Raw genomic sequence first — 16142 nt, 5'->3', positions numbered from 1 at the left:
GAGGGACGACACGGGAAGCACCGACGGCGGTGCTCCGCTCGGCGTGGAGGTGTAGCAGCGGAATGGGCATGAACCGAGTTCAGGCTGACGGGGCAGTTAGCGAATGCTCGCGGTGTGGTGGGCAGGTGCATCAAGGATGCATCCGCTACCACCACAGCCAGCTGCTGTGCGAGGAGTGCTGGGGCGAGCTGTTCCGGATCGGGGTGCTGAAGTGGCTGCCGTTCGGCGAGGGCGCCGAGCGGCCGGAGCAGTCCCTTGAGCCAGAGTTAGCGCGCAGCTAGCGTCCTCCTTACGCGTCTCTCGCGCGGTGCTTCGATGCAGCGGGTCGCTCAGGACAGGTCCGGGGCGACCCGCGCCCTTGTCTGGAGGCCGCGACTCGATCACCAGTCCCGCGGGGCTTTGGGCATGGCCGCCAGGGCGCTGTAGGCCGGCCGGGCTACGATGGGTGAGGCCTGGTCGCCCCGGTTCGGCCGGTACAGGATGGAGTACCAGCGCACTGGATCACAGTGCTCGTACCAGGGCACGGCGCCGAAGTCTAGGTTGAAGACGAACATAGGGCCCATCCAGGGCCAGTGGCGCTGGGCGTAGCGGAAGGCGCGCACCAAGTAGTCTGCCTGTTGTCCTTCGGTCTGTTCGAAGGGCTCGTGCTCGCCCAGGTCGCACTCTGGGGAGCGGACGATCCACCCGAACTCCGTAGCCCAGATGGGGGTTCCCTCATCCTCGAACTCCAGCATCACCTGTCGTTGCTCTTCGGCGCGGCGGAAGTAGGTGGCGTCCAGGGTGTCCTCGGGAGGGGAGAAGCCGCCGTAGGGGTGAGAGCCCAGGGCGTCGAAGTGCCCTCGGGCCCCGGCCAGGTACATGCCCCGGATGAAGGCGAGATCTCCATACACCCCCGCACCTCCCCCGTCTCCTGTGGTGGCCAGTCCCCCGCTGACCACCAGGGCTGCCCCGTCGGCCGCCTTGATGCCGGCGTGAGCGGCCCGGAGGAGGGCCGTGTAGGCAGTGGGGTCCGGGCTGCCGCCGTTCCAGAAGTAGTGCAGGTTGGGCTCGTTCCACACCTCGTAGGCGATGGTCTCCAGCCCCTGGGGGCGCCAGGTTTGGCGAACGTGGGTGGCCAAGGTGCGCACCGCCTCCCCGAACCGGGTGAGTTCGCTGTTGTCCCGAGGCGGCCGGGAGGCATCTAGGCGCAAGAGGACCCGTGCGATGCCGGCTGCTACCAGGGCTCCGAGCTGATTATCGGCCCCCGACCAGTCGCGCCCTCCGGCGAGGTAGTCCACGTCCACAAAGCCCTTGCCCCAGTCGAACCCCATCTGGGCCAGGTAGGGGGCGTTGGCGGTGGAGGCCAGGTTGGCCCCATAGCCGAGGTGAGGGGCGACGGCATTCTGGCCCAGGATCGGTAGGAGAACGCGGCTCTCCGCCTGGGCTCGGGCGGGGCGAGGGGGCATCTCAGCGGCGATGGCGCCCACTGCGGCCAGCGTCCTTAGCAGTAACCGGCGATGCCACCGGCCCTCCCATCCGGGCATGATCTGCAACCTCCATCTGTGAGCTGGCTGCCTTAGCAGCGGTGCTTCAGTCTAGCGAACGGAGCCGCCTGGGGCATAAAAGGGCAAATGGCCCCTACTCCAGGCCCTCCGAGCTGTACTGAGGCCGGACCTGCCGCTGAAGCTGAGAGAGCGCCTGGCGGGAGAGGGATGGGCCTAGCTCTCCCCCACTAGGCCCTCGGCGGCCGCGCTCCGATAGTACTGGCGCCACGCCCTGGTCTCTCGGAGCAGGTCACGCAGGCTCGCCTCTACCTGGGGGAGATGATGCTGGGCCTTTCCCGTCCCGTTCGACAGCCGCAGCTCTCCGTCCTGCTCGGCAACGACCACGTCCCCGTGGGCGGCCAGCCAGGCCAGGCCCAGCCGGACCGTGCTCTCCCGCTGGGCGGTGGCGGCAGCTAGGCCCACCAGGGTGGCCCGGCCCTGGCGCGCGCGCAGGGCGTACCGCACCAGCCCGGCGAGTCGGTGCAGGAAAGCCGTCGGCTCGTCTGTGCCTGGGTCCCGCGCGAACAGGAACACCTTGGTGGGCGAGACGCTCCTCAGGGCCTGCTCCAGCTCCTCAGGCCCCGGCGGAACGGTCCAGATGGCCAGTCGGGAGCTTGGCTGCAGGCCGTCGCGGGCCACTGAACCCTGGGGGCCTTCCACCTCGGCCCAGACCTGGACTTCCTCCTGCTGGCGCAGGGCCGCCAGAACGCCGGCCGGATCCTGGTACGGGCGCAGGTCCACCACCTCGATCGGCGGCCGGCGCCGGTGGGCGCCCTGGGCCGGGCGGTAGTCCACCCACTCAATCTGGACCTCGCGCAGGCCCCGATAGTCGCTGGCACGTACGGTGTAGGCCAGGTCGAAGGGGCCGTCGGGAAGGGGGAAGCCGGCGCCGCTCCACCACAGCACCCGACGAACGGTTCCGGCTTGATCTTGCACGTAGAGCTGGAGGTGCTCGCCCGCCCGGCCCAGGGCCGCCTGGCTCCTCAGGGTCACGCCCCGGGTGGCTAGGGTGAGGGGCGGGTTGCCCGGGCCGAAGGGAGCCAGGCGCTCGATGTCGTCCACCAGTTGGGGGGTCAGGTCGGCCAGGGGCAAGTAGCCGTCCACCGCTAGGGGCGGCGGCCCCTCAAGACGTCCCACCAGGCGCAGGACCGTGGCCGCGAGCCCGCGGCGGAAGGCCGGGATGCGATCGGGCTCTATGGTGAGCCCGGCGGCCATGGGGTGGCCGCCGAAGCCGGCCAGGAGGTGGGCCTGTTCGGCGATGGCCTCGGTGATGTTGCAGCCCTCGATGGAGCGGGCCGAGCCGCGCGCCAGCTCGCCCTCGGGGGCGGCGATGAGCACGGTAGGCCGGTGGTAACGCTCCACCAGGCGGCTGGCCACGATCCCGATGACACCGGCCGGCCAGGCCGGATGGTCCAGCACCAGCGCCGCCGCCTCCAGCAGGGAGGGATCGGCCTCGATCTGGGCCTGGGCGGCCTGGAATACTTGCTCGCACAAGAGCTGCCGGCGGGCGTTGAGCCCCTCCAGTTCGTTGGCGATCACCCGCGCCTGGCTCAGGTCGGAGGTGGTGAGCAACTCCACGGCGACGTTGGCGTCCGCCAGCCGGCCCACTGCGTTCAGCCGCGGGGCCAGGGCGAAGGAGATGTGGCTCTCGGTCAGGCGCGACTGTTCCACCTGGGCCACTTCCATCAGGGCGCGCAATCCTATCCGCCCGCTCTCCCGCAGGGCGCGCAGCCCCCGCTGAGTGAGGTAGCGGACGTCTCCGGTCTGCACCGCCAGGTCGGCCACCAGCCCCAAGGCTACCAGGTCCAGGTGGCGTTCTTCCTCGCCGGGCCGGCCGGCCCGGCGACACAGCTCCTGAGCCAGCTCGTAGGCCACGCCCGCGCCGGAGAGCTCCCGCAGGGGATGGTCCTCAGGTAGGAGCTTGGGGTTGAGGATGGCCAGGGCGGGTGGGAGCACCTCGGGCAGTTCGTGGTGATCGGTGACGATGACGTCCAGCCCCTGCTCGTGGGCGAAGGCGATGGGCTCCACGTCGGAGATGCCGGTATCGCAAGTGATGAGGAGGCGAGGGCCGTCTTCCAGCAGGCGGCGGAGGACGGGGAGGTTGAGCCCGTGGGATTCCTCGGCGCGGATGGGCACGTGGTAGGTGGCGTCGGCGCCCAGGTCCTGCAGGATTGAGACCAGGAGGGCGGTGGCCGTCTGGCCGTCCACGTCGAAGTCGCCCCAGACGAGGATGCGCTCCTTGGCGGCGATGGCGGCCTCGATGCGCCGGCAGCCGCGGACCAATCCGGGCAGATCGGTGGGGTGGGCGGGGGTGTAGGCGTCCGGGTCCAGGAAGGCGAGGGCGCGGTCGGGGTCGGTGTAGCCCCGGCGGGCTAGGGTCTGCGCCAGGAGGGGGTGGCCGCCGACGCGGGCGCGGAGTGCGTCGGGGACGGAGACGGGTGCCGGCTCGATCCAGCGTCTGGCAGTGAGTTCGGAAGGAGATCGGTCGTGCATAGGGTAAGCTTAGCAGAAGGGGGGTGGTGGGGGACAGCTCTGACACGCTGTGTCCTGGGGGCGCGGCACGCACCAGGGAGAGGCGGTAGACCCGCGTGTGGGGTACCAGGCACCTGAAGCCCGCCCTTTCACTCGGTTCAGGGCGGGATCTACGCCGGCCGAAGTTGTCTCTCAGCCCAGACAGGTAGGCTGTGCCTAGGTGGCCGGGAGGTTCAGCTCCCGGTGGTCCCCCGACTCACGATGGGCGCATGGGGCCTGTCGCACCGAGTGGACCAGCGCGCCAGAGACAGATGGTGGGCACTTGCGCCACCCTCAGCGTCCTCGATGTTGACAGCGGGCAAGCCATCCTTGTCAGCAATCAAGTGAGCTACTGGGCCAGGGATCCCTTCGCCTGGTCTCCCGAAGGGGACAGGATCATGTACGCCATCGCTGCCAAGGAGGGCCATACTCCGGAGCTGTGGATGGACGCAGACGGCCGCGACCCGGTGCTGATCCTCGACGGCGGTGAGGATCTCGGCATCTACGACGAACTTGTGTGGCTGCCGGTCACCAGCGAAGTGGTGTTTGCCCACATCGGCACTGGCCCTTACGCCTCCGCTGTCTGCCAGGCCACTAACGAGACTAGTGCGGTGCCGGTAGAGCTTGTGCGGGGGGCCGAGAGCCTGCAAGTGACGGCCGGCGGGGACCGGACAGCATGGACACAGGTAGACCCAAGAGATCCCGTCAACGCCCAGACCTTCTTCGCTGCTCTTTCACGCTAGCCCGCTAACGCGATGGCCGAGGTGTTGGTCCGCAACAGCCGGTGCCTCTGGGTCGGCTTCAACAAGAGCCTACGGGACGGGTCCCGGGCCCTGGCGCTGAGCGGCATGGGCTACGTGACTACGCTCACCAACGCCACCAGCGGGCTGCCATGCAGTCCGGCTATGCTAGCTCTCGACCGGTAACAACAGCACAGGCAGCCATCGCCCCGGGGCGTGTGCTTCGGGCCGATGGCGTACCTGCGTGGGTTATCCTTCTCTCTGTCGCACTCTCACCAACTCCGCCGCCACTCGTCCAGCAAGGCCGCGGTGTTGGCCCGGGCCGTGGGGCTATTCTCCCGCACGTTGTCCACCGGGGACAGGATGAACCCGTCCGGCCCCAACACCCTCAGTGCCCGGCGCACCTCCTCCCGCACTTCCTCCTCCGTGCCCTGCTCCACCGTCAGATGGCCGCTCACGCCGCCCCACAGGCAGACCCTCCCGCCCAGAGTGCGCCTGGCGGCCTCCAGGTCCCACTCCCCGGGGTCCACCCCGATGACCACGTCCACCCCCGCCTCCGCGATCATGTCCAGCAGGGGCATGCAGTTGGAGGTGATGATGTAGCCCAGGCGCGCCCCCCGCTCGTGGGCCAGGTCGGCGTCGGCCTTGAGGATGGGCAGGATGAACTCCCGCCAGGAGGAAGGGGTGAAGAAGTCGCAGTTCTCGTACCAGGCCCGCTTGATGTAGAGGTCCACCCCCGCGTCCAGCACCACCTCCATGCGAGAGCGGTTCCAGCGGGCGATCAGATCCAGGAGCCGATGCATGAACTCGGGCCGATCGTAGATGGCGAAGACCATCTCCTCTAGCCCGAACACCCACCCGATCAGGTCGGCCCCTACGCCCCAGCCACCCGCCAGGAGCAGGTCGTGCTCCCGAGCCAGGTCGATGGTGGCCTGGGACTCGGCCCGAAAGCGGGCGATCTCGCTCCCGGTGGGGGGCACTAGCAGGCACCGCAACGCCGCCAGGTCCTCGGGCCCCTGAACCGGGAAGCGGCGGGAGCGCGGGGTCAGGTAGTCGTCCAGGAAGGTGACGTGGTCGCCCCAGGGCCAGTCGTCGGTGCGGCGCACTTCGGCACGAAGAGTGCCCGCCGGGGTACGGTACTCCTTGACCAGCACCGGCACCGCTTCATCGCTAGGGTGCTCAACCCACTCCTCGATCCTGACCGAGGGATGATGGCTCACGGGCAGCCCGTGCAGGTTGACGTAATCGTGGGCGACTACTGGCGGTCGGGGAGGGATCTGGGCGTAGGCGTCCAGCCCCATCTCTACTTGTCGTCGAACGAAGTCGTTGTAGTCGGTACTCACGTCTCGCAGAGCGTTGTAGAGCATGAAGCTACAGGGGACGTGATCTGGCTCCTGGCGGTCCAACGCTGCCAGCATGCGCTGGCGTGAGGTCATGGCGGGCATGGCTTGGCTCCTTCTGCACGACGGGGATCAGGACGCCGATGGCGCAGCCCCGGCCGTTGCTCGGCCGGGTGAGGTGTCCTTACGACCAGGGGCATCTGGCTGTCACCGGCCTTCTACTACCGGGTACGATGCAGGCATAGCCTGGGCCTCGTCCGGAGGTCCTGGGCGGCTTTGCCACGGCGAACCGCCGCATCGCCCGGTCGGCTAGGCGTCGGTACCGTGCTCTCGCCGCCGGACCCAGCGCACAGGCTGCCGCTCGGGCGGCTTCGGCCGCTTCTTCTGGCGCCAGACATGGGGGGTGCGCCTCCTGTTCTGGGTGAGGACTGTGTCGCCATCGCCTGCGCGGGCCAGGAGACATTACCGCGGGGGAGGCTTGCTGTCAATGCGCTAGGGCCAGGGGGGCGGCGACCCTAGCGCGAGAGGGGACAGTGGATCAGTAGCCTGGCGGTGGCTTTTGTATCCGACCCTATGCGGCCTCCGGTCCCACCCACTGGTTGCGGTACAGGTCGCGGTAGATGGGGCTGGATTCCAGCAGTTCCTCGTGGCTGCCCTCGGCCACCACCCGCCCCTGATCCATGACGTAGATTCGCGCTGCCCGTCTGAGGGTGCTGAAGCGGTGGGCGATGAGCAGGGCCGTGCGACCTCGCAGTAGCTCCGCCATACCTGCCTGAATGAGGCTCTCGGTGTGAGCGTCCACGTGGGAGGTGGCTTCGTCCAGGATCAGGACTCTGGGGTCAGCCAGCATGGCCCGAGCCAGGGCCACCAGCTGCCTCTGGCCCCCGGAGAGCCGCACCCCGCCCTCGCCCACCGGGGTCTCGTACCCTCGGGGCAGCCGGGAGATGAACTGGTGCGCCTGGGCCTGGCGGGCGGCCGCTTCCACCTGCTCGTCGCTGGCGTCGGGCCGGGCGTAGCGGATGTTGTCGGCAATGGTGCCATCGAAGAGGAAGATGTCCTGAGGCACCACGGCGATGAGCCGGCGCAGGTCGGCGAAGGCGATATGCCGCACGTCCACTCCGTCCAGCAGGATGCGGCCCTCGTCCACGTCGTAGAGGCGGGTGAGCAGGTTGACCACCGTGGTCTTGCCGGCGCCCGTGGGCCCCACGAGGGCCACCACCTCGCCCGGCTCGATGGTGAGGCTGAGATCCTCGATTATCCTCTCGCCGCCGTAACCGAAGGAGACGTGCTCCAGCTCGATGCCCCCCCGAAAGCCGCCCTCTGGCCGGCACGGGAGCTCTGGCTCAGCGACCGCCACTGGGCGGCTCAGGTAGTCGGCGATGCGGTCTAGAGAAGCGGCCGCTGCCTGGAAGGTATTGTACACCAGGCTCAGCTCCCGCAGAGGGCTGAAGAAGCGGCGCACGTACCCCAGGGCAGCCATCAGCAGGCCGATAGTGATGGCGCCAGAGGCCACCTGCACTCCGCCGTAGCCCAGCACCAGGGCGGTGCCCAGGCTGCCGGTAATGGTCATGGTAGGGAAGAGGGCAGCGAAGAGGAGGCTGGCCCGGAGGTTGGCCCGCAGGTTGCGCAGGCTCAGGTCCTCGAACTGCTCTACGGTAAAGGACTCGCGGGAGAGAGACTGCGTCACCCGCATACCGGAGACGCCCTGCTCCACGCCGGTGTTAACGGCCGCTATCTCTTGCTGCACCTGGCGGTAGGCCCGGCGCATCTGCTTGCCCAGGTAGCCCATGCTCAGCACCACGGCCGGGATTACCAGGAAGCTCACCAGGGCCAGCTTCACATCTAGCAGAAGCATCACCACCACTATACCGAGCAGGCTGAGGACGTCTGTCACCGAGTTGAGGAAGCTGGTGGACGCGGCCTCTGCCAGGGCATTGACGTCGTTGGTCAGCCGGGACATGACCTGGCCTACCTGCTCTCCTCGGTGGAACTGCAGGGACTGATGCAGTACCCGGTGGAACAGATCCCGCCGCAGATCGTATATGACGCCCTGGCCCACCTGGCTGGATAGGTATCCCTGCCAGTAGGCGGCCAGCCACTGGATGCCGCTGACAACTAGGTAGAGAAGAGCGATCAGGGTCAGTCCCCATAGGTCTCCGGGGACGATGTAGGCGTCTATGGCCACCTTAGTGAGGTAGGGCGCCAGTAGAGTGGCGGCGGTGACCACGAGCATGGCCAGGAGCGCCAACGCCAGCTTGGCTCGATGAGGCCGCACGTACTCCCACAGCAACCCCAGGGCACCCGGGCTGAGTTGCGAGAGGCTGAAGCTCTCCTCTTCTGTCTGCAGCCGCCCCAGGAATCCGCCGCGAATGGTCATGGCCGCACCTCCTCCGGCCTCTCTGTCGGGACTTCGCCCCGCAACTGAAGTCGCACCAGCTCGCTGTAGGGGCCGCCAGCGGCCAGCAGCGCCTCGTGAGCGGACCGTCCGTCCCCGGTCTCGGCCCGCTCCACGATGCGACCGTCCTCTAGCAGCAGTATCTGATCCGCCCGCTGCACGGTCCAGAGGCGATGGGCAATGACGAAGGTAGTGCGACCACGGCGCGCCTCGTCCAGCGCCTGCTGCATCTGCATCTCGGTGGCGGCATCTACGCTGGAGGTAGGCTCGTCGAAGATCAGTATGGGGGAATCCTTGAGGAGCACCCGAGCCAGGGCCAGGCGCTGCTTCTGCCCGCCGGAAAGCCGCACTCCTCGCTCACCCACAGGAGTGTCGTAACCCATGGGCAGGGAGGCGATGAACTGGTGCAGTTGCACCGCCCGAGCCGCCTTCTCGATGTCCGCCTGGCTGGCGTGGGGGTTGCCGTAGGCGATGTTCTCCCTGATGGAGGCGTCGAAGATGAAGACGTCCTGCATGGCTACGCCAACGGCATCGCGCAAGCTCTTGAGCGTGACCGAGCGCACATCGTGGCCATCTATGGTCACCGAGCCTTCCTGTACGTCGTAGAAGCGGGGGATCAGGTGCACCAAGGTGGTCTTGCCCGCGCCCGATGGCCCCACCAGGGCAATCATCTGCCCCGGCTTCGCTTCCAGGCTTACCCCGTCCAGCGCCCTTTGCTCCCCGTCGTAAGTGAAGGAGACCTTCTGGAAGCGGACATGCCCCTGGGGCCTGGGCAGAGGATAGGCATCAGGGGCGTCCCTGATCTCGGGCTCGGTGTCCAGCACCTCGAAGACCCGCTCCGCCGCGGCCACCGCCTGGAGGCTAGCGGCCAACATCATGCCCGTCTGGCGGATGGGCCGGAAGAGCATGGCAATGTAGCTGGTGAAGCCCACCAGCATGCCCAGGGAGATGGTGCCGCCGATCACCTCCCGGCCGCCGTACCAAAGAACGGCGCCGGTGAAGGCCCCCAGAAGCATCTCCGTATAGGGCATCCAAAAGGAGGTGATTCTGGCGGCCTGTACGTTGGCTTGACGGTAGGCTCGGCTCTGGGCCTCGGCCTTGCGGGCCTCGAAGGCCTCGCCGCCGAAGAGCTTCACCACCTGGATGCCGACGAGGCTCTCTCGCAGGGTAGCGGTGAGGGCGGCCAGGGCGCGTCGGGTTGTGGCGAAGGCAGGGCGTACCTTGCGGGCGTACACCCAGATGCCGTGGGCCATGAGGGGGATCATGAGCAGGTAGAGCAGAGCCAGCCGCCAGCTCCAGAGGCCCATTATCACCAGTATCCCCAGAATGGTGAGAATGTTGGTCACCACGATCACGCTGGAGCGGCTGAAGAACTGGCTGAGGGCGTCGACGTCAGCTGTGACGCGCGACATCAGGTCGCCGGTGCGGGCCCGGTCGTAGAAGGAGAAGGACAGCCGGCTCAGATGCTCGAAAACGGAGTTGCGGATGCCGAAGATGATGCGCTGCCCGGTGTAGGCCATGAGGTAGAGGCGCAGGAAGTCCAGCAGGCCCTGTACCAGGGAGACGCCCACGATGGCCGCGGCGGCCAGCCATATCTCCCGTGCTACTCCGGTGGGGATGACCGTGTCTATGGCGTAGCGAATGATCCAGGGCGGGGCCAACTCCATGGCGGTGGAGGCCGAGAGGGCCAAGAGCACCCCGGCGATGAGGAGGGCGTGAGGCCGCATGTAGCCCAGCAGCCGCTGCACGACGGGCCAGGCCCGGCCCTGCGGCTGGCCTCGGCCGGCCCCAGGGCCGGGCCCGCCCCCTTGACCCCGACCGCCCACGCGGGGCGCGCTCAGTGGTGAGTCCGCAGCTCTTGGAGACTGGGGGCTCGTCTGCATCCTGCGGTTCCGCCCCCTGCCAGCGTCGTCTCTCATCGTGGTTCCTCCAGTTGTCGGAGCAGCATCCGCCAGGCACCCAGGCAGAGCGCGGCGCAGAAGGCCAGCGTCAACGCCCAGTCCAGCGCTAGGGGCAAGGCCGCGGGGCCCCCGAGGGCGTGTCGCAGGGCGTCCACCACGTAGGTGAGGGGCAGGAGGTAGGCGACCCCCTGAAGTAGGCCGGGCATAGCGGCCAGGGGGGCGAACACTCCGGAGAGGAAGAGCATGGGAAAGCGGAAGTAGTTGGCCAGCGTCATGGCGTCGAAGACCTCGCGCACGGCGACGGACACGAAGGCGCCCAGCAGCGAGAAGGCCACAGCCCCCAAGACCAGGGTCACCAGGAGAGAGAGCACGCGCGAGAGGGAAATGGCCGTCGGCCCGGCAAAGGGGAGAGATGCCAGTGAGACCAGCGTTCCCATCGCCAGGGCGAAGATGCCGCCGCTGGCTACCTTGCCCAGCAGGATGGCCGCCGGGGCCACCGGGGCCATGGCCAGGCGCTCCAGGGCGCCGGTGCGCTTCTCGAAGGTGATGACCACGGCCTCCATGGAGGTGGCGCCAAAGAGGAGGGTGATGCCGATGAGGCCGGGGATGACCTGACCGATGTCGGTGGGGTTACGGAGGTAGAAGGCCAGGACCATGGCCGCGGGGAACATCAGTCCCCAGCTGATCAGGGGTGGCTTGAGGCTGTAGGCCCGCAGGTCCTTGCGGCAGATGTACCAGGCCCGCCCCAGCTGCTCCTTCATTGGTTCCTCCTGCTGCCCTTCTCCTGCAGCATGGTGGTCAGGTCCAACCCAGTGATGTGGACGAAGGCGTCCTCCAGCGAGGGCACCTCCAGGTGGACGTCCTCCACCTGCACCGGCTCACCGGCCAGGGCTTCCCCCAGGACAATCACAGCTCGGGCAGGTTCGGGGCTGGAGATGCGCACCTCGGCCGTCCCGCCCTCGATCAGGCGCACGCCAGGATGGCGGCGGAGCTTTTCCAGCACCCCGTCTGCCGGCCCGGCGAAGGTCACCTTGAGCGAGGGCTGCTGCCCGGCCAGGCGACGCAGGGCCTCGGGCGTGTCCAAGGCCCGGATCTGCCCCTGCACCAGGATGGCGACGCGATGGCAGAGCTCCTGGGCCTCGTGGATGAGGTGCGTGGTGAGGAATACGGTGGTGCCGCCCTCGTTCAAGCGACGAATGGTCTGACGCAGACCTCGGGCGGCCATCACATCCAGGCCGGTGGTGGGCTCGTCCAGGAACAGGACCTGGGGGCGGTGCACCAAGGCGGCGGCGATGGCCAGCCGGCGCCTCATGCCCCGCGAGTAGGAGGCGAACCGCCGGCCGGCCGCCTCCTCCAGGCCGAACTCCTGCAGCAGCTCTTCTGCTCTGGGACGCCAGCGCGAGCGGGGCAGGCCATAGAGCTGGGCCATGAAGATCAGGTTGTCGCGACCGGTCAGCTCGTCGTAGAGGTTGGAGCGCTCGGGCACCACCCCTACAGCGGCCTTGAGGCGCACCCGGTCGCTCACTGCGTCGTGCCCTGCCACCCGAGCCCAGCCCGAGGTAGGGCGCAACAGGCCAGTGAGCATGCGGATGGTGGTGGTCTTCCCGGCACCGTTGGGGCCCAGGAAGCCGAAGACCTCCCCAGTGGCCACGGCGAAGGAGATGCCATCCACGGCGCGGACAGCGCTGTGTCTGCCGTTCGGGCCGCCATAGACGCGGGTGAGCCCGCTGGCCTCGATGGCCGGCGGCTGGTCAACATGGCTTGTCACGGTGGAGCCTCCTCGGAAATGGGTGCTTCCTCGCCAGGCGCGGGCGAACGGGCCAACCGGAGCAGACTCCCGTCAAGTACAGCCGGGCGGGGGCGACACCGCTGGCACACAGGGCAAGGCCTTTTCCCTGCCACAGCAACCGGCGGGGGGCACACGCGGCGAACTGAGCCCGCGCCAGGGCCGGAGCAAGCGCATCGGGGAAGAAGATGCAATCCATAAGCGACCGCTTATGGAATCTAGCACCAGTGGCGGAGCCGGGCAAGAGTGCCCGGGTCGCGCCCTACCTCATCGTCTGGGGCAAGTAGGCCCTCAGGCCGGGCATTGCCGATACTGCCGCGGAACGCGCTCCCGTGCGTCCAGCCAGGTCTATGGCTGCGACGGCGAAGTGATAGGGCTTGAGGTTCTCCAGCCCGGTGACGGTGTGGCAGGCGGTGGAGGCGGGCACGTCCACCCACTGGTTCAAGGCGTCGGCGGCAGTGTCCCAGTAGATCCGGTAGGTCCACACGTCATCGTCGGAGCAAGGCTGCCAGGTTAGGAGGACTTGCCCATCTGCAGGGTGGGCAGCCAGACCCACAGGAGTGCAGGGCCCGGTCTGGTCGCTGACGCTCACCGCCGTCTCCCGGCTGGCGAGGAGCGTTCCCGTGGTGGCGTCGTGGAGCTGCAGCTCGATTCCCACCCTCTTGCCCTCCAGCGAGGCCCCGAACTGGTCCAGGGGGAAGGACCAGGTCTGGCTGCTGGCTCCGGTGGGGAGGGACAGGGCCTCGGCCAAGGTGCTCTCGCCCAGGGCGCCGCCGGTGCGGGCGTTGTACAGCCGCGCCGCCGCCCTGATCGTCCGGGCGGTGCCGCTGTTGGTGACCTCTGCCGTCAGGGTGGCGCTCTCGGACGCGGCGTAGGAGCCTTTGTCGGTGGCCAGCGCGGCAACGAACACGCCGGTGTCGGGCAGGTTGTAGGTGATGTTGGCCACTACCTGCCACCGAGAGCCATCGTAATGTAGGATGTTGCCCCCGCTCCCCACCGCCCAGCCATCGCTCGGGCTCAGCATCTGGACGTCGTGCAGGGTGTGCAGATCAGGGAGGGCCAGGCCCGTCACCCTCAGCTGTTGCCACCGATTGCCCTGCAGGTGGAAGATGGAGGTGCCGGTCCCCACGGCCCAACCGTCGGAGGTGGAGAGCATGTCTAGCCCGTGCAGCCGCACCTTGCTGACCGTGGACAGTTCAGGGTTCACGTTGGCCACGGATTCCGCTACGCTCCAGGCACCGTTGGCGTAGTGCAGTATCTGGCCTTCCTGGCCCACCGCCCAGCCTTCGTTGGCGGAGAGCATGTCGACAGCGTGGAGATCATAGACGGTGGGGCTGGCCACTCGGGTCCAGGTCCCGATGTTGTGCCCCATGCCTACCTGGTAATGGAGGATGGTACCGCCGCTACCCACGGCCCAGGCTTGGGTAGAAGAGACGACCGCTAGGTCGTAGAGGCGGTTGCTCACGTGTTCCGCCGCTTGGAAGGGCTGCCAGACACCCTCGATCTCCCCGTAGGAGATGGTGAAGTTGGCGTAGGCGAGGTCTTCGTCCTGCCATTTGAGCCGGTCCACATAGGAGTAGACGAAGTCGCCCACAGCCACGTTGACGGTGGCGGAGAGGGTGTTGCTCTGGAACTCAGCTGAGCCATGAAGGACGAATGCCGGCCCCGCCACCGTAGCCGCGTTGTGACGGATGTAGAGATCTATGCCATCGTTGCAGCCGGCGCACCATGATGGGTACTCGGTTCTGGTGGAGACTGCCGTCATGGTAGCGGTGATGTTGACGGCGCCGGCGCGCGGGGCCTGCCAGCCGATGGCAACGTTGGCGTGCTCTCCTGGCTGCACCACCACGGCACCGTCCTTGCCCTGGATATAGAGGTAGCGCGGGCTGTCGCTCCCGCCCGCCTGGGGGCTCCAGCAGTTGCCCACGTAGCCCAGGGGATTCACGTAGGGGTCCCAGACCAGCGGTAGGAAGGAGCCGGCGTACTCCCGGTAATGGTACCACTGGTTCTGGCCCTGGACGGAGGAGAAGTCCTCAGGTAGGCTCCAGGTGTCACGATCGCCCTGAGCTTCGATGGGTGCACCGACGGTGAGGAGTAGAGAGGTGAGGAGAACCCAGCCCAGGCCGATGTTCGCTCGTCTCATCAACGACCTCCGGGAGTAGATGTCTCGCGTCGCAACCAGAACCGACATGTACCCGGCTGTGTTTGTGAAGTGCGGCGCTAGGGTACGGCGGGCGAGCCTTTCTGGCAGGCGGACTGCTGCCCAGGGCGGAACGCCTGAGACGATCGCTGCGTCTTACGTGCGTAAGGTGGTCATGACCCGCCGACTGCTACGGAGGACTGGTGAGACGGAATGGCTGCCCAGTCGCCGCGGTTCGGGGTCGTCATGGAATTCGATGAAGGGAGGCACACCATGACCTTAGCGTCCCGCAAGACGGCCGTTCTGCTGATCGCCATGCTGTCGTTCCTGCTCTTGGCCTGTGCCAGCGTTCCAGGCGGGGTGATGCAGAGGTCGCAGGGCGAGAGCTACCCCGTAGCGCCACTGCCGGTGTCGGAGGGCGGCCCGCCCCGAGCCCTGGTTCCGCCCAACGACCAGCCCTATGCCGATACCTTCTTCGAGAACTACGGCGTCAACCCCTTCATAGACACCGAGGACGACCATCTCTCCACCTTCGCCCTGGACGTAGACACGGGCTCCTACACTATCGTGCGCAGCTACGTGCAGCAGGGCAACCTGCCGCCCAAAGACGCCGTCCGGGTGGAGGAGTTCGTCAACTACTTCCGCCAAGACTACGACTACCCTGCCGCAGGAGATGCCTTTGCCATCTACGTGGACGGCGCTCCCACACCCTTCTCCCAGACTGAGCGCTACGAGATGATACGGGTGGGCATTCAGGGTTACGCCGTGCCCCCCGAGGAGCGCCAGGACGTCGCCCTGACCTTCGTCATCGACGTCTCCGGCTCCATGGACATGGAGAACCGATTGGCGCTGGTGAAGCGGTCCTTGCAGCTGCTGGTGAGCCAGCTTCGCCCCACCGACTCGGTGGGCATCGTGGTCTACGGCACCGATGCCCGAGTGGTGCTGGAGCCGACCAGCGGCGAAGACCGGGACCTGATCCTGAAAGCGATCGCGCGGCTTCAGCCCGAAGGGGCCACCAACGCCGAAGCGGGCCTGCGGCTCGGCTATCAGATGGCAGCCCAGTCCCTGCGCCCGGACGCCATCAACCGGGTCATCCTCTGCTCCGACGGAGTGGCCAACGTGGGGCAGACTGGCCCTGAGTCCATCCTCAAGGAGATAGCGGAGTACGCCGCCGAAGGCATCACCCTCACCACTGTCGGGTTCGGCATGGAGAACTACAACGACGTGCTCATGGAGCAGTTGGCGGATAAGGGCGATGGCTTCTACGCCTACGTGGACACCTTCAACGAGGCTCGCCGGCTGTTCCTGGATAACCTCACCAGCACCTTGCAGGTCATCGCCAGAGACGCCAAAGTGCAGGTGGACTTCAACCCCGAGGTAGTGGCTCGCTACCGGCTGGTCGGCTTCGAGAACCGGGCCATCAAGGACGAGGAGTTCCGCGACGACACGGTGGACGCAGGGGAGATCGGTGCCGGGCACAGCGTCACCGCCCTATACGAGATCAAGCGACACCCCGAGGCGGAGGGGACCATCGCCACCGTCTACTTGCGCTGGGCCGATCCGCAGAGCGGCGAGGTCACCGAGTTGAGTCGGGAGTTCGCCAGCGAAGGGATGGCTCAGTCTTTCGACGCTGCCTCACCCCGCTTCCAGTGGAGCGTGATCGTGGCCGAGTTCGCCGAGATCCTGAGGGAGAGCTACTGGGCCCAGGACAGCAGCCTGTCCGCGGTGCTGGAGGAGGCGCAGCGCGTCAGTCCTCTCCTCCCTGAGGACCCGGACGTGGTGGAGATGGTGGAGTTGCTCAAGTCG

12 protein-coding genes are annotated in these 16142 nt (G+C 67.5%); 4 read left to right on the top strand and 8 right to left on the bottom strand.

The genetic code is table 11. The features are described from left to right. The first annotated feature begins 125 nt into the window (after positions 1 to 125). Positions 126 to 281, top strand: coding sequence for a hypothetical protein (locus HPY83_08070; GenBank protein NPV07902.1), 156 nt, complete (start codon positions 126 to 128; stop codon positions 279 to 281). A 99-nt stretch (positions 282 to 380) separates the two neighbouring features. Here HPY83_08070 and HPY83_08065 read toward each other — a convergent pair whose 3' ends face one another. Together HPY83_08065 and recJ are read right to left on the bottom strand one after the other, a co-directional pair. Then, positions 381 to 1523: a hypothetical protein gene (locus HPY83_08065; GenBank protein NPV07901.1), complete on the bottom strand. Its 1143-nt coding sequence runs from the start codon at positions 1521 to 1523 to the stop codon at positions 381 to 383. Positions 1524 to 1697: 174 nt separating this feature from the next. Continuing rightward, positions 1698 to 4016 carry a single-stranded-DNA-specific exonuclease RecJ gene (gene recJ, locus HPY83_08060; GenBank protein NPV07900.1) on the bottom strand — a complete coding sequence of 773 codons (2319 nt, stop codon included), beginning with the start codon at positions 4014 to 4016 and terminating at the stop codon, positions 1698 to 1700. Between the two features lie 293 nt (positions 4017 to 4309). Between recJ and HPY83_08055 the strand changes: the two genes are divergently transcribed. Both HPY83_08055 and HPY83_08050 read left to right on the top strand, forming a co-directional pair. Continuing rightward, the gene (locus tag HPY83_08055; GenBank protein ID NPV07899.1) at positions 4310 to 4777 is read left to right on the top strand and encodes a hypothetical protein; all 468 of its coding nucleotides are present in this window, start codon (positions 4310 to 4312) and stop codon (positions 4775 to 4777) included. 12 nt (positions 4778 to 4789) lie between these two features. Beyond that, positions 4790 to 4960, top strand: coding sequence for a hypothetical protein (locus tag HPY83_08050; protein ID NPV07898.1), 171 nt, complete (start codon positions 4790 to 4792; stop codon positions 4958 to 4960). A gap of 86 nt (positions 4961 to 5046) precedes the next feature. On the opposite strand, the gene HPY83_08045 is transcribed toward HPY83_08050, so the two are convergent. From HPY83_08045 to HPY83_08020, 6 genes are all read right to left on the bottom strand, one after another. Beyond that, on the bottom strand, positions 5047 to 6219 hold the full coding sequence (locus HPY83_08045) for a hypothetical protein (protein ID NPV07897.1): 1173 nt from the start codon (positions 6217 to 6219) through the stop codon (positions 5047 to 5049). A 466-nt stretch (positions 6220 to 6685) separates the two neighbouring features. Next, positions 6686 to 8461: an ABC transporter ATP-binding protein gene (locus HPY83_08040; protein ID NPV07896.1), complete on the bottom strand. Its 1776-nt coding sequence runs from the start codon at positions 8459 to 8461 to the stop codon at positions 6686 to 6688. Positions 8462 to 8487: 26 nt separating this feature from the next. Then, a complete protein-coding gene (locus HPY83_08035) occupies positions 8488 to 10428 on the bottom strand; it encodes an ABC transporter ATP-binding protein (protein ID NPV07895.1) in 1941 nt (646 codons plus the stop codon). After that, entirely contained in the window at positions 10425 to 11171 is a 747-nt protein-coding gene (locus HPY83_08030; GenBank protein NPV07894.1) for an ABC transporter permease, read from the bottom strand. Before HPY83_08030 ends, HPY83_08035 begins: the two co-directional genes overlap by 4 nt. Further along, on the bottom strand, positions 11168 to 12148 hold the full coding sequence (locus HPY83_08025; GenBank protein NPV07893.1) for an ABC transporter ATP-binding protein: 981 nt from the start codon (positions 12146 to 12148) through the stop codon (positions 11168 to 11170). Before HPY83_08025 ends, HPY83_08030 begins: the two co-directional genes overlap by 4 nt. 310 nt (positions 12149 to 12458) lie before the next feature. Further along, on the bottom strand, positions 12459 to 14339 hold the full coding sequence (locus tag HPY83_08020) for a fibronectin type III domain-containing protein (protein ID NPV07892.1): 1881 nt from the start codon (positions 14337 to 14339) through the stop codon (positions 12459 to 12461). A 210-nt stretch (positions 14340 to 14549) separates the two neighbouring features. Here HPY83_08020 and HPY83_08015 point away from each other — a divergent pair. Then, positions 14550 to 16142 (top strand): VWA domain-containing protein (locus HPY83_08015; GenBank protein NPV07891.1); only part of this gene is annotated, 1593 nt, incomplete at its 3' end.

The organism is Anaerolineae bacterium, assembly GCA_013178015.1.
GTDB lineage: Bacteria > Chloroflexota > Anaerolineae > DRVO01 > DRVO01 > Ch71.
The sequence above is the reverse complement of the archived record's forward strand: the minus strand, read 5'-3'. Positions and strand labels throughout refer to the sequence as shown.